Origin of the sequence: Alcanivorax sp. NBRC 102024, assembly GCF_001602235.1 — a bacterium.
Classification (GTDB): Bacteria; Pseudomonadota; Gammaproteobacteria; order Pseudomonadales; family Alcanivoracaceae; genus Alcanivorax.
Genome location: NZ_BDAS01000005.1, coordinates 80,476 through 104,986 on the forward strand (window position 1 = coordinate 80,476; position 24,511 = coordinate 104,986).

At 60.0% G+C, this 24,511-nt stretch carries 26 protein-coding genes; 13 read left to right on the forward strand and 13 right to left on the reverse strand.

The features are described from left to right. Positions 1–11: 11 nt before the first annotated feature. The gene (gatC, locus tag A0251_RS09815) at positions 12–299 is read right to left on the reverse strand and encodes an Asp-tRNA(Asn)/Glu-tRNA(Gln) amidotransferase subunit GatC (protein ID WP_062816665.1); all 288 of its coding nucleotides are present in this window, start codon (positions 297–299) and stop codon (positions 12–14) included. A gap of 241 nt (positions 300–540) precedes the next feature. Between gatC and A0251_RS09820 the strand changes: the two genes are divergently transcribed. The 9 genes from A0251_RS09820 (at position 541) to A0251_RS09860 (ending at position 11,736) form a co-directional block, all read left to right on the forward strand. Continuing rightward, positions 541–1,578: a rod shape-determining protein gene (locus tag A0251_RS09820; RefSeq protein WP_035248243.1), complete on the forward strand. Its 1,038-nt coding sequence runs from the start codon at positions 541–543 to the stop codon at positions 1,576–1,578. Between the two features lie 6 nt (positions 1,579–1,584). Then, on the forward strand, positions 1,585–2,439 hold the full coding sequence (gene mreC / locus A0251_RS09825) for a rod shape-determining protein MreC (protein ID WP_062816666.1): 855 nt from the start codon (positions 1,585–1,587) through the stop codon (positions 2,437–2,439). Further along, the gene (mreD, locus tag A0251_RS09830) at positions 2,429–2,920 is read left to right on the forward strand and encodes a rod shape-determining protein MreD (protein WP_062816667.1); all 492 of its coding nucleotides are present in this window, start codon (positions 2,429–2,431) and stop codon (positions 2,918–2,920) included. The genes mreC and mreD overlap by 11 nt, the downstream gene beginning before the upstream one ends. Positions 2,921–3,052: 132 nt before the next feature. Beyond that, the gene (locus A0251_RS09835; RefSeq protein WP_062816668.1) at positions 3,053–3,640 is read left to right on the forward strand and encodes a nucleoside triphosphate pyrophosphatase; all 588 of its coding nucleotides are present in this window, start codon (positions 3,053–3,055) and stop codon (positions 3,638–3,640) included. A gap of 2 nt (positions 3,641–3,642) precedes the next feature. Then, on the forward strand, positions 3,643–7,470 hold the full coding sequence (locus tag A0251_RS09840; protein ID WP_062816669.1) for a YhdP family protein: 3,828 nt from the start codon (positions 3,643–3,645) through the stop codon (positions 7,468–7,470). Further along, complete coding sequence (locus tag A0251_RS09845; RefSeq protein ID WP_082810832.1) at positions 7,467–8,315, forward strand: carbon-nitrogen hydrolase family protein; 849 nt, start codon at positions 7,467–7,469, stop codon at positions 8,313–8,315. Before A0251_RS09840 ends, A0251_RS09845 begins: the two co-directional genes overlap by 4 nt. Continuing rightward, positions 8,305–9,747, forward strand: a complete 1,443-nt coding sequence (gene tldD, locus A0251_RS09850; RefSeq protein ID WP_062816671.1) for a metalloprotease TldD — start codon at positions 8,305–8,307, stop codon at positions 9,745–9,747. Before A0251_RS09845 ends, tldD begins: the two co-directional genes overlap by 11 nt. Beyond that, positions 9,747–10,208 carry a Crp/Fnr family transcriptional regulator gene (locus A0251_RS09855; protein ID WP_062816672.1) on the forward strand — a complete coding sequence of 154 codons (462 nt, stop codon included), beginning with the start codon at positions 9,747–9,749 and terminating at the stop codon, positions 10,206–10,208. Before tldD ends, A0251_RS09855 begins: the two co-directional genes overlap by 1 nt. A 28-nt stretch (positions 10,209–10,236) precedes the next feature. Next, complete coding sequence (locus A0251_RS09860; protein WP_062816673.1) at positions 10,237–11,736, forward strand: C13 family peptidase; 1,500 nt, start codon at positions 10,237–10,239, stop codon at positions 11,734–11,736. A gap of 175 nt (positions 11,737–11,911) precedes the next feature. Here the strand turns inward: A0251_RS09860 and yjgA are convergent, their stop codons facing one another. Continuing rightward, positions 11,912–12,451, reverse strand: coding sequence for a ribosome biogenesis factor YjgA (yjgA, locus tag A0251_RS09865; RefSeq protein WP_062816674.1), 540 nt, complete (start codon positions 12,449–12,451; stop codon positions 11,912–11,914). A 36-nt stretch (positions 12,452–12,487) separates the two neighbouring features. Between yjgA and pmbA the strand changes: the two genes are divergently transcribed. Together pmbA and A0251_RS09875 are read left to right on the forward strand one after the other, a co-directional pair. After that, positions 12,488–13,843 carry a metalloprotease PmbA gene (gene pmbA, locus A0251_RS09870; RefSeq protein ID WP_062816675.1) on the forward strand — a complete coding sequence of 452 codons (1,356 nt, stop codon included), beginning with the start codon at positions 12,488–12,490 and terminating at the stop codon, positions 13,841–13,843. A 53-nt stretch (positions 13,844–13,896) separates the two neighbouring features. After that, positions 13,897–14,652, forward strand: coding sequence for a BPSS1780 family membrane protein (locus A0251_RS09875; RefSeq protein ID WP_062816676.1), 756 nt, complete (start codon positions 13,897–13,899; stop codon positions 14,650–14,652). Positions 14,653–14,718: 66 nt separating this feature from the next. Here the strand turns inward: A0251_RS09875 and mgtE are convergent, their stop codons facing one another. From mgtE to A0251_RS09930, 11 genes are all read right to left on the reverse strand, one after another. Further along, entirely contained in the window at positions 14,719–16,083 is a 1,365-nt protein-coding gene (mgtE, locus tag A0251_RS09880; RefSeq protein WP_062816677.1) for a magnesium transporter, read from the reverse strand. Positions 16,084–16,183: 100 nt separating this feature from the next. Further along, entirely contained in the window at positions 16,184–16,453 is a 270-nt protein-coding gene (locus A0251_RS09885; protein WP_062816678.1) for an HPr family phosphocarrier protein, read from the reverse strand. Between the two features lie 15 nt (positions 16,454–16,468). Then, positions 16,469–17,320: an RNase adapter RapZ gene (gene rapZ, locus A0251_RS09890; RefSeq protein ID WP_062816679.1), complete on the reverse strand. Its 852-nt coding sequence runs from the start codon at positions 17,318–17,320 to the stop codon at positions 16,469–16,471. A gap of 103 nt (positions 17,321–17,423) precedes the next feature. Then, positions 17,424–17,897 (reverse strand): PTS IIA-like nitrogen regulatory protein PtsN, encoded by a 474-nt coding sequence (gene ptsN, locus A0251_RS09895; protein WP_062816680.1) that lies wholly within the window; start codon positions 17,895–17,897, stop codon positions 17,424–17,426. 16 nt (positions 17,898–17,913) lie between these two features. Then, complete coding sequence (gene hpf / locus A0251_RS09900; RefSeq protein WP_062816681.1) at positions 17,914–18,213, reverse strand: ribosome hibernation-promoting factor, HPF/YfiA family; 300 nt, start codon at positions 18,211–18,213, stop codon at positions 17,914–17,916. A 38-nt stretch (positions 18,214–18,251) separates the two neighbouring features. Further along, positions 18,252–19,718, reverse strand: coding sequence for an RNA polymerase factor sigma-54 (locus A0251_RS09905; protein ID WP_062816682.1), 1,467 nt, complete (start codon positions 19,716–19,718; stop codon positions 18,252–18,254). Between the two features lie 262 nt (positions 19,719–19,980). Next, positions 19,981–20,706: an LPS export ABC transporter ATP-binding protein gene (gene lptB / locus A0251_RS09910; RefSeq protein WP_062816683.1), complete on the reverse strand. Its 726-nt coding sequence runs from the start codon at positions 20,704–20,706 to the stop codon at positions 19,981–19,983. Then, on the reverse strand, positions 20,703–21,269 hold the full coding sequence (gene lptA / locus A0251_RS09915; protein ID WP_062816684.1) for a lipopolysaccharide transport periplasmic protein LptA: 567 nt from the start codon (positions 21,267–21,269) through the stop codon (positions 20,703–20,705). Before lptA ends, lptB begins: the two co-directional genes overlap by 4 nt. Next, positions 21,244–21,801: an LPS export ABC transporter periplasmic protein LptC gene (lptC, locus tag A0251_RS09920; RefSeq protein WP_062816685.1), complete on the reverse strand. Its 558-nt coding sequence runs from the start codon at positions 21,799–21,801 to the stop codon at positions 21,244–21,246. Before lptC ends, lptA begins: the two co-directional genes overlap by 26 nt. Next, the gene (locus A0251_RS09925) at positions 21,798–22,301 is read right to left on the reverse strand and encodes an HAD family hydrolase (protein WP_062816686.1); all 504 of its coding nucleotides are present in this window, start codon (positions 22,299–22,301) and stop codon (positions 21,798–21,800) included. The genes lptC and A0251_RS09925 overlap by 4 nt, the downstream gene beginning before the upstream one ends. Beyond that, entirely contained in the window at positions 22,302–23,270 is a 969-nt protein-coding gene (locus A0251_RS09930) for a KpsF/GutQ family sugar-phosphate isomerase (RefSeq protein ID WP_062816687.1), read from the reverse strand. A gap of 183 nt (positions 23,271–23,453) precedes the next feature. Here A0251_RS09930 and A0251_RS09935 point away from each other — a divergent pair, with 183 nt between their 5' ends. Both A0251_RS09935 and A0251_RS09940 read left to right on the forward strand, forming a co-directional pair. Further along, positions 23,454–24,098 (forward strand): phospholipid-binding protein MlaC, encoded by a 645-nt coding sequence (locus tag A0251_RS09935; RefSeq protein WP_062816688.1) that lies wholly within the window; start codon positions 23,454–23,456, stop codon positions 24,096–24,098. 125 nt (positions 24,099–24,223) lie between these two features. After that, positions 24,224–24,478, forward strand: coding sequence for a BolA family protein (locus A0251_RS09940; protein WP_062816689.1), 255 nt, complete (start codon positions 24,224–24,226; stop codon positions 24,476–24,478). Positions 24,479–24,511 lie beyond the last annotated feature (33 nt).

Sequence of the window (24,511 nt, forward strand, 5' to 3'; positions counted from 1 at the left end):
TCATCACCTGTTTACTCAATCACCCGGGGAACCAGGAAACAGCCGTCTTCGGCGGCGGGGGCGATGTCCAGTGCCTTGTCGCGCACGTTGGGCTCGCTGACTTCGTCTTCTCGCAGGGGCTGGGTCACGTCCAGCGGGTGGGCCATGGGCGCCACATCAGTCACATCGGCCTGCTGCAGCTGGTCCACCATGGCCAGGATGTCATTGAGTCGGTCGGACAGGGCAGCGCTGTCTGCCTCGTCCACTTTCAGGCGCGCCAGATGGGCCACCTGGGCTACCACCTTGGAATCAATGGCCATGATTCTCTCCGTTGGGATTCTCTGCGGTGGGCAGAGATAAGCTAATGCGGGTCTGGAAAGCCGCAAAAAGTACCATAGACCGCCTGTCCGGGGCCACTGCCAGCCAGTGTAAAAGGGCCAGTGTCAGCTTGCCCAATGCCCCTGCCGTTGCTAGAGTTGCGCCATCTTGTGAGATGCCCGGTTTTTTCCCGCCCGGTGTCGTTTTTTCGCGAAAATTTCAGGAAACACGCCAGAGATGTCCATGATCAAGCGTATTCGGGGGATGTTCTCCACCGATTTGTCCATCGATTTGGGGACCGCCAACACCCTTATATATGTACGTGGCCGCGGCATCGTACTGGACGAGCCGTCCGTGGTGGCCATTCGCCATCATGGTGCCCAGAAGAGTGTCGCTGCCGTGGGGGCCGATGCCAAGCGCATGCTGGGCCGGACTCCCGGCAATATCACTGCCATCCGTCCCATGAAGGATGGGGTGATCGCTGATTTCGATGTCACCGAAAAAATGCTTCAGTACTTCATCAAGAAGGTCCACGACACCGGGTTTTTCCCGCCGGCGCCCCGGGTGCTGGTCTGTGTCCCCTGTAAATCCACCCAGGTGGAGCGTCGGGCCATCCAGGATTCGGCCTATGGCGCCGGAGCCCGCGATGTGTACCTGATTGAGGAGCCCATGGCCGCCGCCATCGGTGCCGGCCTGCCGGTAGAGGAAGCGCGCGGGTCCATGGTGGTGGATATCGGTGGGGGGACCACCGAGATCGCCCTGATTTCCCTGAACGGCGTGGTGTACTCCGAGTCCGTGCGTATCGGTGGTGACCGTTTTGACGAAGCCATTGTCGCCTTTGTGCGCAAGGAATACGGCTCGCTGATCGGTGAATCTACCGCTGAGCGTATCAAACACGAGATTGGTACCGCCTATCCCGGTTCCGAAATCCGCGAGATCGATGTGCGTGGCCGTAACCTGGCTGAAGGGGTGCCGCGCAGCTTCACCCTGAATTCCGAGGAAATCCTGGAAGCGCTGAAAGAGCCGCTGGCGGCCATCGTCAATGCGGTGAAAAATGCGCTGGAAGCCTCGCCGCCGGAACTGGCCTCCGATATCGCCGAGCGTGGCCTGGTGATTACCGGTGGTGGCGCCCTGTTGCGTGATATCGACCGGTTGATCAGTGAAGAAACCGGCCTGCCGGTGATTGTCGCGGATGACCCGCTGACCTGTGTGGCCCGTGGTGGCGGCAAGGCGCTGGAGCTGATGGACAGCCAGGGTTTCGATATGTTGGCCATGGGCTAATAACCCATGGCTGCACCGGCCAATCCCACCTATCGACTCCTGATCGCGCTGGTTCTGGCCGTCATCATGATGGTCCTGGACCAGCGTACCCCCTGGGCTGCGCCGGTACGGCATGTGCTCGGCTATCTCACCGCTCCGATCCATTACCTCGCCCATCTTCCGGTGGATTCGGGGGAATGGTTGTCCGAGCAGACCCAGAGCCGTGGGGCCTTGATCGATGAAAACCGGCGCTTGCAGAGACAGGCGCTGATTCTTGAGCAGCGCGTCCAGCGGCTGGCAGTGCTTGAAGCGGAAAATGTGCGTCTGCGCGAATTGCTCAATTCCTCTGCGGATCTGGATGCCAATGTGCTGGTGGCGGAGATCATTGGTGTGGATCCGGACCCCAACCGGCAAGAGCTGGTGATCAACAAAGGCAAGGGCGAGCAGGTTTTCCGGGGTCAGGCTGTGCTGGATGCCCAGGGGCTGATCGGCCAGGTCGTGGATGCGGGCCCGCTCAGCGCCCGGGTCCTGCTGGTGACCGATGCCAGCCATGCAATGAGTGTGCAGGTGAATCGCAACGGGGTCCGTGCGGTGCTGGCCGGCACCGGGCAGTCAGATGGTCTCAAGCTTCTCTACGTGCCCGATACCGCAGATATTCGCGAGGGCGATCTGCTGGTCAGTACCGGGTTGGGGCAGCGCTACCCGCGCGGCTATCCCGTGGCGACAGTGACCAGCGTGCGCCATCAGTCCGGCGCACCTTTTGCTGAAATCGCTGCCCGTCCCACTGCGCGCGTGGATCGTGCCAGTCATGTCCTCTTGGTGCAGTCCACCGATGAGCCCCTGATTCCGGTTCCCGACCCGGAGGCCGCCAATGATCCATGATCGTCCCGCCGGTACAGGCGTCATTGTCGTTACCTTGCTGATCGCCGCATTGCTGGAAGTGGTTCCTCTGCCTGATAGCGTTAACTGGGTGCGCCCGGAGTGGATGCTGCTGGTGCTGGTCTACTGGGTGCTGGAATTGCCCAACCGCATTGGCGTGTTGTGGGGCTTCTTTGTTGGGCTGTATCACGATGTGCTGGTCGGCACCACGCTGGGACAATGGGGCCTGGCCTATGCCCTGGGCGCCTTTGTGATGCTGGCCGCCTATAAACGCATGCGGGTGTTCACCTCGTTGCAGCAGTGTGCCGTGGTTTTCCTGCTGGTAGGCACCGTCAGTCTGCTGGCCTATCTGGTGCAGGAATCCGTGGGTCGTACCCTGTATCCGCCTTACACCATTCTTTATGCTTCCCTGACCAGCGCGGTGCTTTGGCGACCGGTCTGTGCGCTGTTGCGCTGGGTACAGCTGCGTTTTCTAGTACGATAAACACCAATTAATAATTAATAGTGAATAATTAATAACGACGCGAATCTGGCAGGGAAGCAAATAGACAGCTTTGGAGTCGCGCTCTGGTGACGTCAATTATTCATTATTCACTATTAATTATTCATTGATCCTATGATTCTTTACCTCGCCTCAGGTTCGCCTCGTCGGGCAGAGCTGCTACGGCAGATTGCTGTTCCCTTTTCCATGCTGTCCGCCCCGGATATCGATGAAACCCCGTTGCCGCAGGAGCCGCCCCTGGAGTATGTCTGTCGTATGGCCCGGGAGAAGGCCCTGGCCGGTGCAGCGGGAGCCGGTGATCTGCCGGACGGTGCTGTACTGGGGGCTGATACGGCGGTGGTGTTGGGGGATGAGATTCTTGGCAAGCCGGCGGATGAGCAACAGGCGCTGGCCATGCTCAAGGCGCTCAATGGTGCCGAACATCAGGTGATGTCTGCGTTGGCATTACTGCACCGGGACCATATGGCGGTGCGGTATTCCATCACCCGGGTGCAGTTTCGCCAACTCAGTGAGGCGCAACTGCAGGCCTATGTGGCCACCGGTGAAGGCGCTGACAAAGCTGGCGGGTATGGTATTCAGGGTCTGGGCGCGGCGCTGGTGGCTTCGCTGACGGGCAGTTACAGTGGGGTGGTCGGCCTGCCGCTGGAACAGGTGGTGGCATTGCTGGATCAGGTCGGCATCCGTTACTGGCAACCCAATTGACTATGGCCTCAACTCGACCGAATCGCTGGCATCGACTGTATCCCCCTCTCTGGTGGTTGATTGTGGCGTTGCTGCTGTTGATCGCCACCTATGTGGTAGTCGGTCGCCAGTTGATGTTGCTGGTACCGGATTACCGGGAACGGCTGGAAACCCTTTTTGAAGAACGTCTGCAGACGCCGCTGACCATTGCCGAACTGGACGGACAAATGTCCGGGCTGGTGCCCCAGTTTATCGCCCGTCAGATCCGGCTGCCGGCTCCGGAAGGGGATACTGCCCTGGAACTGGACGAAGTGGTGCTGGGTGTCGACGTATTCCGCTCCTTGTGGCATCGGGATCTGGTGCTCAAGGAGCTGCGCATTCAGGGCGTTGAGCTGAATCTGGTGCGTGGCGAAGACGGCAGCATACGCCTGCGTGGTCTGGATGCCCTGGGCAGCAATGACCCGCAACAACGTCCGCCGCTGGAGCGCATCCTGACCCTGTTTTACCGCCAGCAGTTGCTGGTGATCAGCGATGCCCGTCTTTCTCTGGACTGGCCTGGCATGCCGCCACTGGCAGCCTCCGAGCTGGAGGCCACCTTGATAAACCGCGGAGACGAGCATCGGTTGGCGGTGAATCTGGAAGCCCGGGACCGGCCCTTGTCGGTTCAGGCACGCATTCATCTGCATGGTGATGCGTTTTCCCTGGAAGACGTGGAAGCGGATCTCTACGCCAGTCTGAAGGGGGAGCAGCTGCACGAATGGCTGCCCGGTGACCTGGGCTGGTCGATGCAGCTTGCGGGGCTTGATGGCCGTTTGAAGGTGTGGTCTACCTTGAGGAAGGGGCAGCCCTACGATGCCTTCATCAATCTGACCCTGCCCACACTGACCCTGGAGCAGGGCGATATCTCCTGGCCCATGACGGACTTGTCAGCCCGCTTGGCGTTGGTCAGGGACGGGAAGCAGGCGACACTGTCGTTGTCTCGCCTGTCCGGTGATTCGCCGGCCGGGGCGCTCAGTCTGGGAGATATGGCGCTGCGTTGGCAGACCCGGGGAGAGCAACGCCAATGGCAGTTCCGGGGAAGTGAACTGCCCCTTCATGGCCTCAGTCAGCAGTTTCAGCAGTGGCCGTTTACCTTGCCCGACAATGTGCAGCGGATTCGCGAACGGCTGGCGGACCAGTCACCGCGTGGTCTGCTGGACGGCGTCTATGTGCAGGGCCGTGCCAGGCAAATGGAGAAGTTCCAGTTACGTTTTACTGACCTGTCGAGTCAGGCTCAGGACCGTACACCCGGTGTCCAGGGGTTGTCCGGGTGGGTGTCTGGCAGTGCGACCGAAGGGTTGGCGCACCTGCACGGTGACAATCTCAGCCTGCAATTTCCGCGGCTTTATGATCATGCTCTGGCGGGACAGATCAGTGGCCTGCTGAGTTGGCAGCGCCATGGCGAGGCGCTGAGGGTGCGCTCGGGACGGTTGCGGGTGGTCAATCCGGATGCCCATGGCGAGGCGATGATGCAGCTCAGTCTGTTGCCGGAACAGGTTCCGCAATTGCGTCTGGCGGCAGAAATCTATGAGGGTAACGGCACCCGTGCCAACCATTATATCCCGCTCAAGCGATTGCCCGAGGGGCTCTCGGGCTGGCTTGGGCAGGCGATCCAGGGCGGGCACTTGCAGCGCGGACAGATCCTTTACCAGGGGCCGGTGAAGATCGACAAGAGTCAGCAGCAGGACCGGACCCTTCAAATGCGTTACCAGGCCCGCGATGTGCGCCTGTCTTACCTGCCCGACTGGCCGATGGCCAGCGGGGTGTCGGCGGATGTGCTGATCAATGGCCGCCAGGTGCGTGGTCTGGCTCGCACCGGCAGGATACTGGGCAGCGATCTGAAAGCCGTGCATGTGGATGTGGCAGACGTTGAAACCGGTGAGACGCCCCGACTGGTGATCTCCGGGCAGGCCCGTGGGCCGATCCAGGATCTGGATACGCTTTTTCAGGACACGCCACTTCGCAAACCCCTGCCCGACGAGTTGCTGGACTGGCGTTTCCGTGACGGCAGTATGGCCGGCTACCTGCTGCTGGACATTCCCTTGCAGAAAGACAGCGGCGCACCGGTGGTGATTGTGGATGCCCAGGTCAGCGACGCCACCTTGCACAATGCGCCGCGGAAACTGCAGATCACGGATGCCTCGGCACCGGTCTATTTTCACTCGCGCAATGGCATGCAGATTGACCAGCTGCAGGCCCGGGCCCTGGGTGGGCAGTTTGCGGGCCAGTGGCTGACCCGCGATGGCCGCAGCCGTCTTCAGCTCGATGGCAGTGTGCCCATGAAGCAGGCCGCAAACTGGCTGGGGTTCCCCTGGTTGGCGCCGTTGTCCGGGCAGTTGCCCCTGGGACTCACCGTCCAGATTCCCTGGCAGGGAACGGCGTTTTTTTTGCGTGCGGCATCGTCCTTGAAGGGGATTACCGTGGACGCACCGGCACCCCTGGGCAAGTCTGCACAGGCCACCCGCCCACTGGATATCCGCCTGAGCAATCCCAGGGGACGTTTGTCGCTGGAGTTGGACTATGGCGGTCTGCTGCAAGGGGCGTTCCGCATGGATAAACGCCTGCGAGGGGATCTGCTGCTGGGTAGCGGCTCCCCGCAGTTGCCTGATGAAGGGGTGCAGGTTCGCGGTCGTTTGGCTCAAGCCAGTGTGGAGCCCTGGATAGACTTTATTGGTGATCGACTGATGCCCTCGTTGAAGGCGAGACGGGGGGGGGGCAGCGGTACCGGCCAGGCGTCGCTGAGCAAGGTCAGTCTGCAGGTGGATCGTCTGGATCTGTTTGGCGTTGATGTGGCGGATACCCGCTTGTCGGTACTGCCTGCAAATGCCGGTTGGGATATGGCATTGAGTAGCCGGGCGGTAGCGGGGTCTGTGAGGATTCCGGACGGTTTTACTGCCCGGGGTGAGGCGCCGCTGGCCCTGTCCGTGTCCCGTCTCAATCTGACCCTCCCCGAAGGTGCCCTGGGGAACAAGGGCCAGTCTGTGCCGGTTTCTCCGTTGACGCTGCCGCCGGTGGATGCGGACTTCAACAATATCGTTATCAATGGCCAGGACTATGGTCAGTGGCAAGGTAAGGTGCGGCCCGTCAAAGAGGGGGTGCGCATTTCTGAGCTGGATGGCCGCTGGCGATCCAGCCGCTTTCAGGGCACGCTGGACTGGACCGAGCAGTCCGGTAAACCCTACAGCCGCTTCAATGGCAGCCTGTCCTCTGACAACCTGGGCCAATCCCTGAAAGCCTGGGGGTTACCGGCACTGATTGAGTCCGAGGATGCCCGTGCCCAGGTGGTACTGGGTTGGGCCGACTGGCCCCTCAACATGGATTATCTGGCACTGGAAGGGCAAACCCAGGTGGATATCGGCGAATGCCGGATTCCGGATACCGACACCCGAACCTCTTTCCTGCGTTTGCTGGGGATTCTCAACATCGGCACCATCCAGCGTCGCCTGCGGCTGGATTTCTCGGACCTGTACAAGAAGGGAATGAGCTGCGACAGCATTACCGGCGATTTCTCGATTGATGGTCCGCGCGTGGCCACCTCCAATCTGGCCATTGATTCGCCGTCCGCGGCGATTCGTGTGAAAGGTGCCATTGATCTGGAAAAGGAAACCCTGGATCACAACATGGAGGTTACCCTGCCATTGTCCAGTAACCTGTATGCGGGATGTCTGGCCGGGCCCGCTGCCTGTGCCGGCATTTTTGTGGTGGAGCGGATCTGGGGCGACCGGCTGGACAAGACTACCACCATGGAATACCGGGTAACCGGCAACTGGAGCAGCCCGCAGGTGAAAGAAACCGAGGGGATATTCGAATGACGTCAATGCGCTATTCGGTAGCGGCCATCCAGATGACCAGCAGCAAGCAGCCGGACGATAACCTTCGCCAGGCGGGTGCATTGCTGGCAGAGGCCCGGCAAAAAGGGGCCAGCCTCGCCGTGCTGCCGGAAAACTTCGCTGCCTATGGGGGAGACTATCGTTCCCTGGGCGAACGTTACGATGAACTGGTGAGCTGGCTGTGTGATCAGGCCAGGTCCCTGGATATGGCCATTATTGGTGGCAGCCTGCCCGCCCTGCAGCGGCCGGATGGCCGGCCGGTACCGTCGCCCCTGGTGCGAACCTGCTCCATCGCAGTCAGTGCCACGGGGGAGCCCCTGGCCCGTTACGACAAACTGCATCTGTTTGATGCGGATGTGCAGGATGCCCAGGGGCGCTACCGGGAGTCGGATTTCTTCGAGCCCGGTCAGGAAGTGGCCACCGTCTCTGTGGGCGGTCTGCAGGTGGGCATGGCGATTTGTTACGACCTGCGCTTCCCGGCGCTGGCGCAGCGGCTGGTTAACGCCGGCGCACAGTTGCTGGTGTACCCTTCCGCCTTTACGGCGGTCACCGGGGCAGCGCACTGGCAGCTGCTGCTGCGTGCCACAGCGGTGCAGACCGGTTGCTATGTACTGGGCGCCAACCAGTGTGGCCAGCATGGCCCGCGCCGATCCACCTATGGGCATTCCATGCTGGTGGATCCCTGGGGCACAGTGGTGGACAGTCTGGGTGATGCTCCCGGTGCCCTTGTGGCGGAGCTGGACCTTGCTACCATGAGCGAGCTTCGGCAAAGAATGCCGGTTCAACAGCATCAACGATTCCGAATTGAAGGACCCTATGACACATAACGACGCCCTATCCATTGCCGAGTCTGTCCTGCTGGCGCCGGCAAACCTGCACACCCCGCAATTGGCGTCGCTGCTGAACGGCAAGCTCACCGGCCAGGCAGACTATGCCGACATGTATTTCCAGCACAGTCGCCATGAGGCCTGGGTACTGGAAGACGGCATCGTCCGCGATGCCAGTTTCAACACCGAACGCGGTGCCGGGGTGCGTATTGTCCAGGGCGACAAGACCGGATTCGCCTATAGCGATGACATCACTCTGGATGCGCTGCAGCAGGCCAGCGGCGCCGCCCGCGCCATTACCCGCCAGGGCCAGGATCGGCAGATTCAACTTTCCAGCCGGTCGGTGCCGGCCCGTTATGCGGCCATTGATCCGCTGTTGGGCTGGCCCGCCGAAGACAAGGTGGCCCTGTTGCAACGTATTGATGCCCTGGCCCGTTCACTGGATCCGGCCATCGTCGAAGTGACTGCCAGCCTCAGTGCTGAACAGGATGTGATTATGGTGGTGGCCAGTGACGGCACTCTGGCCGCCGATGTGCGGCCGTTGATCCGCTGCAATGTCAGTGTCATCGCCGAGCGCAATGGTCGCCGTGAGCGCGGCAGTGCCGGTGGCGGTGGCCGGGTGGCCTATGACTGGCTGTTGCAGGAAGAGCGTATCGAGACCTGGGCCCGCGAAGCGGTGCGTGGCGCCTTGCTGAATCTGGAAGCGGTAGCGGCACCGGCGGGGACCATGCCGGTGGTGCTGGGGCCGGGCTGGCCCGGTGTGCTGTTGCACGAAGCCGTGGGCCATGGCCTGGAAGGCGATTTCAATCGCAAGGGCACCTCCATGTTCGCCAAGAAATTTGGCCAGCAGGTGGCATCGCCCCTGTGTACGGTAGTGGATGATGGCACCCTGGCGGATCGCCGCGGTTCCCTGACCATCGACGATGAGGGCACCCCCACCGCCTGCAATACCCTGATCGAAAACGGCAAGCTGGTGGGGTTCATGCAGGACAAGACCAACGCTCGCCTGATGGGTGTGGCGCCCACCGGCAACGGTCGTCGGGAATCCTATGCGCACCTGCCCATGCCACGCATGACCAACACTTACATGCTCCCCGGTGAAAGTGACCCGCAGGATATCGTTGCCAGTCTCGACCGGGGTATCTACGCGGTGAACTTCGGCGGCGGCCAGGTGGACATCACTTCCGGGCGTTTTGTGTTTTCCACCAGCGAAGCTTATCTGGTGGAAAAGGGCAAGATTGTCTGCCCGGTGAAAGGCGCCACCCTGATCGGTAGCGGGGCGGAGGTGATGAGTCGTATCTCCATGGTGGGCAATGATCTGGCCCTGGATAGTGGTATCGGTGTCTGCGGCAAGGATGGCCAGTCCGTGCCGGTGGGGGTGGGTCAACCCACGCTCCGCGTGGACGCCCTGACAGTGGGGGGCACTGCCTGATGTCACAGGTCATGGATGTGCTGTCACGGATGCGTCTGTTCGCCGGGCTCAGTGATGAAGAGCTTGGGGTGCTGGAGAAACTGGTCTTTGTGAATCGGGTTCCGGCGGGCGAGCCGGTGTGCCGGGAAGGGGACCGCAGCGATTTTGTCTGCTTCGTGGTGCGTGGCTGCCTGGATATCGTCAAGAACAGCGAGGCTGGCGGAGAGGTGGTGATTGCCCATCTGCGCCCGGGGGACTCCATGGGTGAGATGGCACTGGTTGACCACGAGCCCCGCTCGGCGACAGTCCGTGCTGCGGAGGATGCCACCCTGATCGTGCTTACCCGTAAAGGCGTGGAACAATTGCGCAAACGCAGCCCCCATGCGGTCAGTCTCATCATGGAAAACATTGCCCGCTTGTTGTGCCTGCATCTGCGCCGCACTTCCTCACAGCTGGCCCAGTTCAAACTGCCGGTTGGGTAACGTCATCAACTACGCGGCGGGCTTGTCGATGAAAGTATGTTGCCTGGTAATGGTTCTTGTCTCGCTGGCGGGCTGTGATCCGGTGCAGTGGCCGGCGGAGGTGCGTTTGCCGGACGGGGCCGTGTATGACGGTGAGACACGGGATGACCTCTTCCATGGAGAAGGGACGCTGACCTGGCCGGATGGCCGCTACTACGAGGGGGCTTTCCGTGAAGGACGGCTCCATGGACACGGCAAGCTGGTGGACCGGCGGGGCTGTGTTCAGGAAGGCCAGTTCGTCGACGGCGTTCTGCACGGGCAGGGGCAATTTACCTGTGACGAGGCCACCTGGCAGGGCCGGTTCGAACAGGGGGAGCTGGTGGAGGGCTCCGTCAGCTATACCGAAGGGGGCTCATATCAGGGGGAGTTTCATGATCTTGCTCCCCATGGCCAGGGGCTCTGGGTCACCGAGGCGGGACAACACTATGAAGGCCGTTTCGAGAATGGTGAACTGGTGGAAGGCCGTTACCGGGATGAGGAAGGCTACCAATATGAAGGGCAGTTCCGTTATTTTTCCTTCCATGGCCAGGGCACGCTGACCCGTCCGGACGGCGTGGTGATCCGTGGCGAGTTTGAAAACGGTTATGCCCACGGCAACGGTACGCGCACCCGTCCGGCGGAGGGTGATTCGCAAGCGCAGGTGGAAAAAGGCTATTTCGTGCGTGGCCGTTACTATGCCAGCGAGGAGGCCTATCAGAAGAACCGCCACGCCCAGGCGGCGCAAATTGAAGCGCGTTTATATACCGAGTCCAGCCGCTTGCAGTCAGTGTTGTCATCCCTTGCCCCACAGCGTCCCGGCGTACGTGATGTGTACTTGCTTGTGGTGGGGGGCGATGGCACGGAAGGTGTGTTTGCCCGCGAGGTGGATTGGGTGGCAGAGCGGCTGGGATCCGTGTTCGATCTGAAACGTCGCCATGTGAAGCTTGTCAACGGTGGCAGCGACGACCTGCCCCTGGCGACCCGAACCAGTGTGCGTGAAGCCCTCGAAGCCCTGGATGCGTTAATGGATCCAAACGAAGACCTGCTCATGGTGCATCTGGTCAGTCACGGTTCCCGGGAGGGCGCCCTGTTGCTGGATGACCATAATCTCACGCTCAATGATCTCAGCGTGGCGGATGGAAAACAGTGGTTCAATGCCCTCAAGGCCAGGCACCAGTGGCTGGTGGTGTCGGCCTGTTATTCCGGCCAATGGGTGGAGGCCCTGGCTTCCCCCCGGCGGGTGATATTCGCCTCCGCCGCATCGGATCGCACATCTTTTGGTTGCGGGGATGATTCTGATCGTACCTGGTTCAGCAAGGCGCTATACGGTGAAGACATGGCGGCGGGCATCGACGACCCTGCCGCCTGGTTTGCCGCGACCAGCGTTAAGGTGACCGGGATGGAGGAAGAGCAGGGCATTGATGGTGAGGAGCACTCCATGCCGCAACAGGCGGTGGGAGAGGCGTTCGTTCGCTGGTGGCAGGGCAATAAAGCAGTTAACAGTGAATAGTTAACAGTTAATAGTGAAAACCTGAACCTAGTATGAGGGTAGGGTGCACTGAGCCAAAGGCGAACTGCACCAATGAACGTTGGGCCGAGAAACAATGCAAGGCCGCTGCAGTTCGCCTTAGGCTCAGTGCGCCCTACGCCAGCTGGTTGGCTTGGTGTGTAGGCGTAAGCGTCTCTCAATACAGAGGCGCGGTTTTGTCCAGCTGGTTCAAGTAGCTCATCAGCTTGCGCCGCTCGCGTTTGAACTTGTCTTTTTCTGCGGCAGACGCTGTGGCCGGGTCGGCCACGCGGGCCTTGAGCGCATTACGGCTCAGGTTTCGCAGCTGCTGGCGCTCACCGTGAGGAAAGAATTCCAGGACTTGCTGCAGGGTGCTTTCAGCGTCCCTGGGCTGATCGCAGGCCATGATCTGCTCCACCCAGTTGGTCAGCCGCTGCTGGCGGAACGGATCATGAAACGCTTCCAGGGCCTGGATGATCTGCTCGCTGTTGGATTCGCGCATCAGGCGACCGATGTACTGGGCATGGCGACGGCGGGCCTCGTGGTGATTGATACGGCCGGCTTCGTCCAGGGCCTTTTTCAGTTCATCGCCCAGGGGCAGTCGCTCTCGCTCCGCCGGCTTCATGTCCATCAACGAGAGTCCCAGCTCCTGCAAAGCACTGTCATCGCGTTTTTGTTGTGTCTTGCTGGTCAGCAGGTCGTCGTTATACTCGGTCATTACATTTTCTGATTCTGGTTACGGAACCGCTATTTTATGTCTGATTCCCCCGCAACGACAGCAGTACTGGATATTGCCCAATTACGCCAGGCGGAAGACACGGCCGCCTGGGTGCTGGAAGAGGCGAAACGGCAGGGCGCCGATGGCGTGGAAGTGAATGTGAGCTTGTCCCAGGGGTATTCGGTGAATGTGCGCCAGGGCGAGGTGGAAACCGTGGAATTCCACCGCGACCGGGGGGTCTCGGTGACCGTGTTTCGTGGCCAGCGCAAGGGGCATGCCAGTAGTTCCGATGACAATCGGGATAGCCTGCGCGATACCATCCAGGCGGCGGCCTCGATTGCCCGCTACACCGAGGAAGATCGTTATGCGGGCCTGGCGCCGGCTTCCATGCTGGCCCGGGAGGTGCCGGATCTGGATCTGTATCATCCCTGGGCAATGGATACCCAGGCGGCCATTGACGAGGCATTGCGCTGTGAAACCGTGGCTCGCAATGATGCCCGCATCGTCAATTCCGAAGGGGCGTCCATCAACAGTGGCGCCAGTCTGCGGGTCTTCGCGACCTCTGAAGGTTTCTTGCATGGCTATCGTGGCACCCACCACAGCCGGGTCTGTAGTGTGGTGGCGGAAGATGAAAACGGCATGCAGCGCGATTACTGGTATGACGGCGGGCGTATTGGCGAGCGACTGGCCGCTGCCGAGGAGATTGGCGAGAAAGCCCGGGAGCGGACATTGGCCAGGCTGGGGGCCAGCATTCCCGAAACCGGTGAATTACCGGTGATCTTTGCGCCGGAGGTGGCCTCCGGCCTGTTGGGACACCTGGTGTCGGCGATCAGCGGCGGCGCCCTTTATCGTCGTAGTTCCTTTCTGCAGGACAGCATCGGCAGCAGCGTGCTCCCCAAGGGGTTCTCGCTTACAGAGAATCCTCATCTGGCTGCCGGGAATGCTTCCGCGCCGTTCGATGGGGATGGGTTGCCCACCCGGGCCCAGTCTTTTGTGGAGGATGGCGTGCTGCGACAGTATGCGTTGGGTCTGTATGCCGGTCGCCGTTTGCAGATGGACCCCACCGGCAATGGGGGCGGGGTGCGCAACCTGTCGATCACGGATACCGGCGAATCACTGGCAGCCTTGATGGCTCGTGTACCCAGGGGGATTCTGGTCACTGAAGTGATGGGGCAGGGGGTGAATCTGGTGACCGGTGACTATTCCCGTGGTGCCAGTGGTTTCTGGTTTGAGAACGGCGTCATACAAGGCGCCTTGCAAGAGTTTACCATTGCGGGGCATCTGGGGGAGATGCTCAGGGGTATTCAGGGGAGCGGCACCGATGTGGATTATCGGGGTAACATTGCCAGCGGCTCGCTATTGCTGTCGCCCATCAAGATCGCCGGGCGATAGCGTATCCAGGCATTTTCAATGGATGAAAATTTTTTTCGGTAAAGGAGTAAACCGTGAGTGAAATCAATCCGTATCAACAGCCCAAGGCCGAGTTGATTGACGACAACAATCCACCCGCTCAAGCGCTGACCATTTTGTCAGAGCCACGCAGTATCAGTGTGGGGGATGCCCTGGGCTGGATCGGTAGTGGCCACAAGATGCTGCCGGGGCACTGGGGTGTGGTTCTGGGGGCGCTGGTGGTCACCGTGCTGATCACCTCTGCGTTCCAGATCATTCCGCTGCTCGGCATGATCGCGCAAGTCCTGGCAACGCCCCTGCTCTATGCCGGCATCGTGAAAATTTTCCATCGCATGGAAACCGAGGGCAAGTCGGATTTTGCGGATCTGTTTGCCGCTTTCTCCGAGCGCACGGCACCCCTCATTTTGATGGCTCTGGCCCAGCTGGGCGTGATGCTGCTGCTTGGGGTTGTCTTTGGTGGTCTGGGCTATGCCATGGGGGTCAGCGGCGGTGCCAGTACCGGGGCGATGGTAGTGATCGGCCTGTTGGGTCTGGTGGCCATGTTTGGCTTTATCTACCTGTTCTACTTCACCGTGCCATTGATCTTCCTGGGCAACAAGGGCGTGGGGGAAGCCATGAAGCTGAGCATTGCCGGTTTCACCCGCAATGTGATTCCCTTGATTGTGTACCTGTTGGTAACCATGGTGATCGTGCTGGTGGCGGCCTTGCCGTTACTGCTGGGTTGGCTGTTCGTCATGCCGATTCTGGCCGGCGCCTACTACGTGTCCTTCCGGCAGATTTTTGTGGAGTAATGTCCGCCGGAAAGGCTTAAAAAAAAGGCGCCAATCATTGGCGCCTTTTTTTTGTGGGTGAAAATCTCAGACCAGCAGATGGGCATAAAGCACGGTGGCCAGGCCCAGGAAGGCAAAGAAGCCCACGATATCGGTGATGGTGGTAAGCACCACGGAGCCGGCCAGAGCCGGATCGATACCCATCTTCTTCATGATCATCGGCAGCATGGCGCCGGCACAGGCGGCCATGATCAGGTTGATGATCATGGCGGCAGCGATGACCATGCCGATACTGGGGTCGTCAAACCACAGTGCTGCCGTAATGCCGATCACCGTGGCCCAAAGCAGGCCGTTCAGTGCGCCAACAGACAATTCCTTGACCAGCAGATAGCGGGTATTACTGGACTGGATCTGTCCCAGTGCCATGGCCCGGATCACCAGGGTCAGGGTCTGACTGCCAGCGATACCGCCCATGCTGGCAACAATGGGCATCAGGATGGCCAGCGCCACCACTTTTTCCAGGGTGGCTTCAAACAGACCGATCACGGCGGAGGCGGCCAGGGCGGTAAGCAGATTGATGCCCAGCCAGACAGCCCGACGCCGCGCCGTTTGCCAAACGGAGCCAAAGGTGTCCTCGTCCTCATCCAGACCGGCCATGCTCATCAGTGAGTGGTCCGCTTCCTCGATGATCACGTCTACCACGTCATCAATGGTAATCCGGCCGACCAGCATGCCGTCTTCGTCCACCACCGGGGCGGTTACCAGATCCTGGCGTTCAAAGATCTTGGCCACTTCGTGAGCAGGCAAGTTGGCGGGAATGGATTCGGTATCAGTGATCATGGCCTCGCGCACGGTGGTGCCGGGATCACTGATCAGAACCTTGGTCAGTGGTAACAACCCGATAAACTGATTACGGCGATTGACCACTGCCAGGTTATCGGTGGTACGAGGGATTTCCCCCCGGCGGCGCAGGTAGCGTTGCACCACTTCGAAGGTGATTTCCGGGCGGATGGTGATCACATCCGTGTTCATCAGGCCCCCGGCGGTATCCTCCGGGTAGCTCATTACCTGTTCCAGCCGGTCGCGATTCTGCTCGTCCAGGCTGGCCATGACCTGGCTGGTCACATGCTCAGGCAGCTCCTGCAGCAAGTCGGCAAGGTCATCGGTGTCCAGCTCTTCCACCAGAGAGACCAGCTCATCAGTGCTCAGGTTGCGCAGTAGCTCAACCCGCACTTCCTCACCCAGATACTGGAGAACCTCGCTTTCCTGGTCCTTGCTGAGCAGTTGCCAGAGAATCTCCCGTTCCCGGGGCGGAAAGGATTCCAGCAAATGCGCCGCTTCCGCACCGGGGAGATTGTTGAACAACTGTCGCACCTGCGTATAGGTGCCGCTGGACAAGGCGCGGTTGATGACTTTGTGGTGCTGTTGACTACGGCTGGTATCGGCGGGCATGGAATATAATGAATAGTTAATAGTGAATAATGAATAACTCTCTGGATGGTACCCCAAATCCTGCGCTATTAATTATTCATTATTAATTATTCATTGCCTTTTACTCTTCTTCATCAAAGCGGCGGGCGAACAGGTCGGTGAGTTCGTCCATGGCGGCGGCTTCATCATTGCCTTCCACCTGGAAAACCACGCTGCTGCCTTTGGCGGCGCCCAGCATCAAAAGGCCCATGATGCTTTTGGCATCGATGGGTTTGCCGTTATGAATAACGTGGATGCGGCTCTCGTATCGCGATGCCACACTGACCACCTTGGCGGCGGCGCGGGCATGAAGCCCGAGTTTGTTGATGATATCCAGTTTTGTTTCGATCATTGCGCGGCTGAGGCCTTAATCCAGTTCGCGGTGGCGTACCTGCAGGGTGGTGCCCTCATCACGCAGCCGTTTTGCCAGTTGCTCGGTGATAAACACCGAGCGATGGCGACCGCCGGTACAGCCAATGGCCACCGTCACATAGCTGCGGTCGCTCTCGGCGAAAGCCGGCAGCCAACGTCTCACGAAGTGATGGATGTCCTCCAGCATGTCGTGGCTGGCCTGGTGTTCCTTGAGGAAATCGATGATGGCTTCATCGCGCCCGGTAAAGGGGCGAAGATCTGCGCGCCAGTGGGGGTTAGGCAGTACCCGTACATCAAACACCAGGTCGGCATCATTGGGCAGGCCATTTTTGAATCCGAAGGACTCAAGCTGAAGGGAGAGGGCGGCGCTGCGATTGGCGACCCGCTCACGCATCAGATTGCGAAGGCTGTGTACGTCGTAATTGCTGCTGTCGATCACCAGATCGGCACGCAAGCGGATGTTGGCCAACAGCTCCCGTTCATGCTGGATGGCGGATTCCAGTGAGCCCTGTTGCGCGCCGAGGGGATGCCGGCGGCGGGTGGCACTGAAGCGTTTCAGCAGAGTGCTGTCGTCCGCATCCAGATAAATGATTTCGGTCTTGACCTGCTGCTGATGCAGCGCATCCAGAATGGCGTCAAAAGCCAGCAACTGGGTAGGCAGGTTGCGGGCATCAATGCCTACCGCCGCCCGCTCAATGGGCAGCTCTCCCTGGCTCAGCTGCTCTGCAAGAGTGGGCAACATGCCTGCCGGCAGGTTGTCGACGCAATAGTAGTTCTGGTCTTCCATGGCCTGCAGGGCCGTGGTCTTTCCCGAGCCGGAGCGGCCGCTGATGATGGTGAGTTTCATGGCTGCACCGCGCCTCTGTCATACACCACACGCAGGCATCCACGGTCAGCAGAGGAGGGGCGGTGGCTCTGACGCACTATGCCCGAAAGCTTGATGGGTAATGTCATGATGCCAGTCGCAGCTCCGCTTCGGATTCCACGGCAGTGTGATACAGGTGGTGATTGTCCTTGCTGAGTCGCAGCTCGGCACGGTAGTCGTCGTCGTTGAACAGGGAGGCCAGGTGGCTGAGGGTTTTCAGGTGCTGTTCCGGGTTTTCCTGGGGAACGAGCAACACAAACACAAGATCCACGGGGCGACCGTCAACGGCATCAAAATCGATGGGAGTGGACAGTTTCAGCAGCAGCCCGATGGGTTGCTGGCAGTGACCGAGACGACAGTGAGGAATGGCGATGCCTTCGCCGATGCCCGTGGAGCCCAGCTTTTCCCGGGCTACCAGGGCGTCGAAGACCTCCTGTTCGTTGAGGCTGTCGCAGCCGGCCGCAGCCAGCTGCGCAACCTGGTCCAGCAGCTGTTTCTTGCTGCTGGCCTGCACCTGATTATGGGTGCGTGCTTCGGTGAGTAGTTCGCGAACTCGCATAATTGTCGCTTTGGGGTCAGTGGCCGTGCTTGTGGCTGACGGCCTTTTCCTTGTGTTTGAGAATCTGGCGGTCGAGCTTGTCCGTCAGCTTGTCGATGGCAGCGTACATGTCCACTGCCTCAGCGGTGGCGAAGACGTCAGCCCCGGAGATATGGATAGTGGATTCCGCCTTGTGGGTCTTGGGTTCCGGGGAAAGAATCACCTGGACACTGGTAATCTGGTCGAAATGCCGTTCAAGACGGGAAAACTTGTCTCCCACATAGGCTCGCAAAGCGTCGGTAATTTCCAGGTGATGACCGCTGATATTAATTTGCATGTCTGGCTCCTTTACCTGCTCTTGGGCCGTCCCGGCGCCTACACCAAACGCTTGCGGGCGCTGGATGACGGTATTCTCATCGCCTCTCTGTACTTGGCGACTGTCCGGCGCGCCACGTTGATTCCCTGCTCATTCAGCAAGCTTGCCAGCTTGTTGTCGCTGAGCGGCTTGCGGGGATTCTCTGCAGCGACCAGCTTCTTAATAATGGCACGAATAGCGGTGGAGGAACACTCACCGCCGCCGTCTGTTCCCACGTGACTTGAGAAGAAATATTTCAGCTCAAAGACGCCGCGGGGTGTCATCATGTATTTCTGGTTGGTGACCCGACTAATGGTCGATTCGTGCATCTCGACGGCATCGGCAATGTCGGCCAGAACCAGGGGTTTCATGGCCTCCTCCCCATAATCGAAGAAGTCTTGCTGGACTTCAACAATACGGGTGGCCACCTTCAGCAGGGTGTCGTGGCGGCTTTGCAGGCTCTTGATGAACCACTTGGCCTCCTGCACGCAGTTGCGCAGGTACTGACCATCCTCTCCCCCGGCTTTGCGGGCCATGGCGGCGTACTGCTGCTGCAGGTTGACCTTGGGCAGCACCTCCTCGTTCAGGCTCACCTGCCAGTGGCCCTGGTGCTGGCGCACGATCACGTCCGGGACCGCGTAATCCACCTGGCTTTCCCCGATCTGCTCACCGGGGGCAGGATCCAGAGTGCGCAGCAGGGAGAGGGCATCAAGCAGATTTTCCTCGCTGATCTGCAGGACCCGCCGCAGGGCGGCATAGTCGTGTTTTTCCAGTAGCTCCAGATGCCCCAGCAGGGCCAGGGCATACTCCAGGAAGGGAGTGTCCGTGGGCAGTTGGCGCAGCTGCACGCGCAGGCAGTCGGCCAGATCGAGACTGGCCACGCCCACCGGATCAAATTGCTGCAGGCGATGCTGCACCGCCAGTACCTCATCGGCTTCCAGTTCATCGCCTTCGGTGAGCAGGTCCTCTTGAGCATTCATCATCGCCACGATGTCGTCCACGGACACGGTCAGGTAGCCGCGATCGTCCAGGGATTCGATGATGGTCATGGCGATAATGCGGTCCACATCGCTCATGGGAGTCAGGTTCAGTTGCCAGAGCAGGTGGTCCTGCAGGTTGCCGGCCACACTATGGCGTTGCTGCCAGTCGTCGGCATCGTCGGGAAGGGCGGCGGAGGCGCTGCTGGTCTGGCCGGAATAGACATCGTCCCATTCCGTTTCAATGCCTGGTTCGTCGTCCACGAACTCTTCCAGGGCATCTTCCCGTTCGGTATCCAGCTCCTGCTCGTCCTGACGGTCTTCGTCAGTGTCAGGCAGGGATTCGTCGCCAAAATCGTCAGCCAGCTCCAGCAACGGATTGCTTTCTACTGCCTGCTGAATTTCCTGGCGCAGGTCCAGCGTGGACAGCTGCAAGAGGCGAATGGCCTGCTGCAGCTGCGGTGTCATGGTCAGCTGCTGGCCGATTTGTAGTTGTAGGCTTGGCTTCATACTGCTCAGGCTGATTGGTCCCCAAAACCTGAGAATAACAGCCTATCTATAAGGCAAGCAATATTTGTGCCAATGGTGGTTCTGTGCTAGGGGAGGCAATTAATAGTTAATAATGAATAATTAATAACGTCGCGGAATAGCTTGTCTTTTTTTCAAGGTAAGAGGCCGCGCTCATGCTTTGGGCGCGGCCTAATCGCTTGCAAACAGTGCAATCGGCTGTCGCGTAGCTATTAATTATTCATTATTAACTATTAATTGCCTTTTACAGCCTGAAATCCGCCCCCAGATACACATCCCGCACCTGTTGGTTGCCCAGAATGGTGTCTGCATCGCCGGAGGCGATGATATGGCCGGCGCTGACGATATAGGCGGTATCGCAGATATCCAGCGTTTCACGCACGTTGTGGTCAGTGATCAGTACACCAATACCGCGCTCTTTCAGGTGGCGAATGATGCCCTTGATGTCGTTCACGGAAATCGGGTCCACGCCGGCGAAAGGCTCATCCAGCAGAATGAAATCCGGGTCCGTGGCCAGGCCGCGGGCAATTTCCGCCCGGCGCCGTTCGCCGCCGGACAGGCTCATGCCCAGGGAATCGCGAATGTGGGTGATATGGAATTCCTTGAGCAGGCTTTCCATGCGCTCGTGACGTTCCGCCTTGCTGAGATCCTTGCGGGTTTCCAGGATCGCCATGATGTTCTCTTCCACGGTCAGGCGGCGGAAGATGCTGGCTTCCTGGGGCAGGTAGCCGATGCCGCGCTGGGCGCGACCATGCATGGGCAGATGGGTGATGTCTGCGTCGTTGATGTCGATGCGCCCGGCATCGGCTTCCACCAGGCCTACGATCATGTAGAAGCAGGTGGTCTTGCCGGCACCGTTGGGCCCGAGCAGGCCGACGATCTGGCCGGCTTCCACATCCAGGGACACATCTTCGATGACCCGGCGGCCCTTGTAGCTTTTTGCCAGGTGGTGGGCGCGTAAATGGCTCATGGGGTGTTTGGCTCCGCCTCGGGGGAGGGCGCCACAGGCGCCTCGCCGTTTGCATTGTCGTCTGCCGGTGGGGCTTGTTCGGTGCCAGGAGTCTGGTTCTCGGCGGGGATCACCAGTCTCACTCGCTTGTCGCCTTCACTGCTGGCGTCGACTCGCTTGGAGTCCAGGCTGTATTCCACCCGGGCGCCCTCGAAAGTGTTGCCCAGATGTTCAATGTAGGCATCACCGGTGAGCACCAGGGTGCGTTTGCGGATGTCGTAGACCAGGTTGTTGGCGTGGGCCTGCAGGTCCTTGCCTTCTTGCATGCGTACCGGGGTGCCGGAGGCCTCCACGCGAGTCAGTTCGCCATTACGGGTAAACAGGCGCATTTCATCGGCAAACAGTTTGCGCTTGCCCTGTATCAGCTCCACATTGCCGCGATACAGGCCGCTGCCAGCGTCCTGCTCAAAGCGCCCGGAATCAGCGGTGACAGACACGGGCATTTGCGCAGGCGCCGCCAACGCCGTCACCGGCAGGGCAGCGGCAAGGGCGATGGTTCTAAGAAGCCGGTGCGTCAAACTCACTCTTTACTCCTTTTTCAAGGGTCAGGATGCCCTTGTCGAGATCGGCCTCCAGCGCTCCCGCGCGGGTGGTGCCGGATTCAAATTCCAGGTCCACATTGTCGGGAGAGCTGGCGATGTTGGTGTCGCTGTAAAAGCGCAGCTCCTGGGTATCCAGGGTAATCTTCTGTTGCTGGTTCCGGGCTTTCACGTCGCCGGAAAATACGATCAGGTCGCCATTTTCCTTGACGACGCCCTGCTCGCTAACGATGGTCCAGCTGCCCTTGTCGTTGGCCATTTCCAGCTCCGGTTCCTGCATCTCCGTGAGTGGATTATGGTCGTACTGTGTCAGGGTTTTGGCGGTCAGATAGTACTGGAGACGGCCGTCCTCTTCACTAAAAGCCCGCGCCGTAATGTCTTTGGCAACAATGGCTGGTGCCGTGAGGATGCCATCCTCCTGCCCGGGGAGAGTGTCATCCCACTCGTGGAGCGTCATCAGCATCACCAGTCCCAGCATCAGGACACCGGTGGCGCTGAGCAGGCCCTGGCGCTTCATGCCGGGCTCCGCTGTGTCAGGATGGCGTCGCAAATTTCCCGCACCGCGCCCTCGCCGCCACGCCGTTCGGTAATGTGGTTGGCGGCCGCCTTGGCGCAATCATGGGCATTGGCCGGGGCAAAGCTGAGCTGGGCCCATTCCAGGGCGCTCACGTCTGGTTCGTCATCGCCGGCATAGCCGGTTTCGCTGGCGGCAATACCCAGCTGGTTCGCCAGGTCGGCCAGGGCGACACCCTTGTCCTCGCGGCCCTGAATCAGATGGTTAATGCCCAGGTCGGCGGCGCGTTTGGCCACCATGGGAGTGTTGCGGCCTGTGATGATGGCCAGGGTCACGCCGCTGGCGGCCAGTTTCTTCAAGCCGTGGCCGTCCAGGGTGTTAAAGACTTTGAGGGTCTCGCCGTCCGGGCTGAAGTAGATGCGTCCGTCGGTCATCACTCCGTCCACATCGAAGGCCATCAGGCGCAGTTTCTGGGCATCAATGGAAGACAGTTGCATTGGCATTTACACCACCCCCGCGCGCAGCAGGTCCTGCATATTGAAGGCACCCAGTGGCTTGCGGTCCTGGTCGCAAACCATCAGGCCGTTGATCTTGCGGCTTTCCATGATCTGCAGGGCTTCTGCGGCCAGGTGGCCAGGTTCAATGGTGATTGGCTGGGCCACCATCACCTCGTCGATGGTGGCCTTGCGGATGTCGATGTTGCGGTCCAGCATGCGGCGCAGATCGCCATCAGTGAAGATGCCTGCCAGGGTACCGTCCTCCCGGGTGATGGCTGTCATGCCCAGGCCCTTGCGGGTCATTTCCAGTAGCGCTTCGCTGAGCGAGGCGCCACTGGCTACCACCGGCAGTTGTTCCCCAGCGTGCATGATGTCATCCACCTTCAATAGCAGGCGACGGCCCAGGCTGCCGCCGGGGTGGCTCATGGCGAAATCTTCGGGCGTAAAGCCACGGGCTTCCAGCAGGGCGATGGCCAGGGCATCGCCCATGGCAAGGGCCGCTGTGGTGGAGGAGGTGGGGGCCAGATTGTGCGGGCAGGCTTCTTCGCTGACCGCCACGGTCAGGTGCACATCGGAGAGCTGCGCCAGGGCAGATTGTGGCCGGCCGGTCATGCCAATCAGGGCGGTGCCCTTGCGTTTGATGACCGGGAGGATGGCCAGTACTTCGGCGGTTTCTCCGGAGTTGGACAGGGCCAGCACCACATCGTCCGGGGTGATCATGCCCAGGTCGCCGTGGGACGCCTCCCCCGGATGCACAAAGAAAGAAGGTGTGCCGGTGCTGGCCAGGGTGGCGGCCAGTTTGCTGCCCACGTGGCCACTTTTCCCCATGCCGGTGACAATGACCCGTCCGCGGGCGGCCAGCATCAGGTCGCAGGCGGCGGAGAAGCTGTCATCCAGGCTGTCTTTCAGGCAATCAACGGCTCTGGCCTCGATGTCCAGTACCCGCCGGCCCACGTCGATGTGATCGTGACTCATTCATCTCTCCTCTGGTCGAGGTCGATTATACATTGCTGAGGACGCCTCGTTGACCCGAATTCTGTTTCATTTGGAACCGTTGGGACATCTTGTGACTCCAACAAAGCAGATGCGGTTCAGTGTGTTACTGGACATCAGCGGTATAAAACCGTAAAACCGCCGGACATTAACAGGGAGTTTTCTATGCATTTGCAGCGTGTTATCCGGATCTGGCTGGCAATGGTGTTTACCGCCATGGCCTCTTTGGCGGCGGCGGACAGCGATCCGCGGCAGGTGGTGATGGAAGCGGTGGAGCGTATGACCTCCCGTATCGAGGCGGAGCGGGAGCAACTGGAGGCTGATCCGGACCGGGCCAAGGAGCTGGTGCGCGAGGAGCTTGGCGATCTGGTGGACTTCAAGCGTATCACCCGAATGGTGATGGGCGATTACTTCGGGCCGTCCAGCAAGGAACAGAAGTACCGGTTTCTGGACGTGTTCAAGAATAGCCTGATCAATACCTATGCCTCCGGTATTACCCTCTATGAAGGCCAGAAGATTACTACGCTGCCCATGCAGGAAGGGGATCGCAAAGGCGATTATGCCCGGGTACGCATGGAGGTGAAGACCAACTCCGGCAAGACGGTACCGATCTACTACACCCTGTTCCTGCGTGATGGCCAGTGGCGGGTAATCAATGTCTACGTGAACGGTCTGGATCTGCGCGATACCTTCCAGAGCCAGTTCGCCCAGGGCATGCAACAGTACAACGACATCGACAAGGTGATCGACAACTGGTCTGCAGACGCCAAGATTGATGCGGGTATCAAGGACAGCGACCCGAAGAGCTGATTCTTCCGGCGGTGCCGCCGTGGCAAGGGGGCGTCGGCTCGCGTATTATTGCCGTTTTCACCGAGGAGCGGGTTAATCCCGCTCCTCGCTGTTCGGGCCGCTGTCGGCCCCGATGAGGAGCGAGCATGAATCCGGAAGAGGTAAAAGCACTGGTCGAAGCCGGTTTTGACGATGCCGATGTGGCGGTGGAAGGCGGCGGCGACCGGTTCCAGATTCGCGTCATTTCCACGGCCTTTGAAGGCCTGATGCCGGTGAAGAAGCAGCAACTGGTCTACGCCACCATCAACGAGCAGATCCAGAGCAACACCATCCACGCGGTGCAAATCATTACCTATACCCCGGCCGAGTGGGAAAAAGCCCAGAAGATGGGTATCGGCTGAGGCATTGCGCCTGGCCCTCTGACAAGTCTAGAG

Excerpts from the sequence above, each read along its gene's own strand:
- gatC (WP_062816665.1), bottom strand. The coding sequence starts at position 299 with ATGGCCATTGATTCCAAGGTGGTAGCCCAGGTGGCCCATCTGGCGCGC.
- A0251_RS09820 (WP_035248243.1), top strand. The coding sequence starts at position 541 with ATGATCAAGCGTATTCGGGGGATGTTCTCCACCGATTTGTCCATCGAT.
- mreC (WP_062816666.1), top strand. The coding sequence starts at position 1,585 with ATGGCTGCACCGGCCAATCCCACCTATCGACTCCTGATCGCGCTGGTT.
- mreD (WP_062816667.1), top strand. The coding sequence starts at position 2,429 with ATGATCCATGATCGTCCCGCCGGTACAGGCGTCATTGTCGTTACCTTG.
- A0251_RS09835 (WP_062816668.1), top strand. The coding sequence starts at position 3,053 with ATGATTCTTTACCTCGCCTCAGGTTCGCCTCGTCGGGCAGAGCTGCTA.
- A0251_RS09840 (WP_062816669.1), top strand. The coding sequence starts at position 3,643 with ATGGCCTCAACTCGACCGAATCGCTGGCATCGACTGTATCCCCCTCTC.
- A0251_RS09845 (WP_082810832.1), top strand. The coding sequence starts at position 7,467 with ATGACGTCAATGCGCTATTCGGTAGCGGCCATCCAGATGACCAGCAGC.
- tldD (WP_062816671.1), top strand. The coding sequence starts at position 8,305 with ATGACACATAACGACGCCCTATCCATTGCCGAGTCTGTCCTGCTGGCG.
- A0251_RS09855 (WP_062816672.1), top strand. The coding sequence starts at position 9,747 with ATGTCACAGGTCATGGATGTGCTGTCACGGATGCGTCTGTTCGCCGGG.
- A0251_RS09860 (WP_062816673.1), top strand. The coding sequence starts at position 10,237 with ATGAAAGTATGTTGCCTGGTAATGGTTCTTGTCTCGCTGGCGGGCTGT.
- yjgA (WP_062816674.1), bottom strand. The coding sequence starts at position 12,451 with ATGACCGAGTATAACGACGACCTGCTGACCAGCAAGACACAACAAAAA.
- pmbA (WP_062816675.1), top strand. The coding sequence starts at position 12,488 with ATGTCTGATTCCCCCGCAACGACAGCAGTACTGGATATTGCCCAATTA.
- mgtE (WP_062816677.1), bottom strand. The coding sequence starts at position 16,083 with ATGCCCGCCGATACCAGCCGTAGTCAACAGCACCACAAAGTCATCAAC.
- A0251_RS09885 (WP_062816678.1), bottom strand. The coding sequence starts at position 16,453 with ATGATCGAAACAAAACTGGATATCATCAACAAACTCGGGCTTCATGCC.
- rapZ (WP_062816679.1), bottom strand. The coding sequence starts at position 17,320 with ATGAAACTCACCATCATCAGCGGCCGCTCCGGCTCGGGAAAGACCACG.
- ptsN (WP_062816680.1), bottom strand. The coding sequence starts at position 17,897 with ATGCGAGTTCGCGAACTACTCACCGAAGCACGCACCCATAATCAGGTG.
- hpf (WP_062816681.1), bottom strand. The coding sequence starts at position 18,213 with ATGCAAATTAATATCAGCGGTCATCACCTGGAAATTACCGACGCTTTG.
- A0251_RS09905 (WP_062816682.1), bottom strand. The coding sequence starts at position 19,718 with ATGAAGCCAAGCCTACAACTACAAATCGGCCAGCAGCTGACCATGACA.
- lptB (WP_062816683.1), bottom strand. The coding sequence starts at position 20,706 with ATGAGCCATTTACGCGCCCACCACCTGGCAAAAAGCTACAAGGGCCGC.
- lptC (WP_062816685.1), bottom strand. The coding sequence starts at position 21,801 with ATGAAGCGCCAGGGCCTGCTCAGCGCCACCGGTGTCCTGATGCTGGGA.
- A0251_RS09925 (WP_062816686.1), bottom strand. The coding sequence starts at position 22,301 with ATGCCAATGCAACTGTCTTCCATTGATGCCCAGAAACTGCGCCTGATG.
- A0251_RS09930 (WP_062816687.1), bottom strand. The coding sequence starts at position 23,270 with ATGAGTCACGATCACATCGACGTGGGCCGGCGGGTACTGGACATCGAG.
- A0251_RS09935 (WP_062816688.1), top strand. The coding sequence starts at position 23,454 with ATGCATTTGCAGCGTGTTATCCGGATCTGGCTGGCAATGGTGTTTACC.
- A0251_RS09940 (WP_062816689.1), top strand. The coding sequence starts at position 24,224 with ATGAATCCGGAAGAGGTAAAAGCACTGGTCGAAGCCGGTTTTGACGAT.